Source organism: Streptomyces sp. NPDC012825, from assembly GCF_042900925.1.
Classification (GTDB): domain Bacteria; phylum Actinomycetota; class Actinomycetes; order Streptomycetales; family Streptomycetaceae; genus Streptomyces.
In genome coordinates this window covers 1-1,049 of the sequence record NZ_JBIBBZ010000051.1, presented here as the reverse complement: position 1 = coordinate 1,049, position 1,049 = coordinate 1, and the positions used below count along the sequence as shown (strand labels likewise).

The 1,049-nt window shown below is 57.3% G+C and carries 1 rRNA gene; it reads left to right on the top strand.

Annotated features, from left to right (window positions below):
- A 23S ribosomal RNA gene (locus ACFY7E_RS32870) occupies positions 1 to 1,049 on the top strand; the annotation flags it as partial.

Sequence of the window (1,049 nt, the reverse complement as noted above, 5' to 3'; positions counted from 1 at the left end):
CTCGTGACTGCGTGCCTTTTGAAGAATGAGCCTGCGAGTTTGCGGTGTGTTGCGAGGTTAACCCGTGTGGGGAAGCCGTAGCGAAAGCGAGTCCGAACAGGGCGCTTTTAGTAGCACGCTCAAGACCCGAAGCGGAGTGATCTAGCCATGGGCAGGTTGAAGCGGAGGTAAGACTTCGTGGAGGACCGAACCCACCAGGGTTGAAAACCTGGGGGATGACCTGTGGTTAGGGGTGAAAGGCCAATCAAACTCCGTGATAGCTGGTTCTCCCCGAAATGCATTTAGGTGCAGCGTCGTGTGTTTCTTGCCGGAGGTAGAGCACTGGATAGGCGATGGGCCCTACCGGGTTACTGACCTTAGCCAAACTCCGAATGCCGGTAAGTGAGAGCACGGCAGTGAGACTGTGGGGGATAAGCTCCATGGTCGAGAGGGAAACAGCCCAGAGCATCGACTAAGGCCCCTAAGCGTACGCTAAGTGGGAAAGGATGTGGAGTCGCAGAGACAACCAGGAGGTTGGCTTAGAAGCAGCCACCCTTGAAAGAGTGCGTAATAGCTCACTGGTCAAGTGATTCCGCGCCGACAATGTAGCGGGGCTCAAGCGTACCGCCGAAGTCGTGTCATTGCAGCACATACTCCCAACGGAGGCTGTGATGGGTAGGGGAGCGTCGTGTGCCGGGTGAAGCAGCCGCGGAAGCGAGTTGTGGACGGTTCACGAGTGAGAATGCAGGCATGAGTAGCGATACACACGTGAGAAACGTGTGCGCCGATTGACTAAGGGTTCCTGGGTCAAGCTGATCTGCCCAGGGTAAGTCGGGACCTAAGGCGAGGCCGACAGGCGTAGTCGATGGACAACCGGTTGATATTCCGGTACCCGCTTTGAAACGCCCAATATCGAGCCCATTAATGCTAAGCCCGTGAAGCCGTTCCGGACCCTTCGGGGAAAGGAAAGTGGTGGAGCCGGCGAACCAAGGTGGTAGTAGGTAAGCGATGGGGTGACGCAGGAAGGTAGTCCAGCCCGGGCGGTGGTTGTCCCGGGGTAAGGGTGTAGG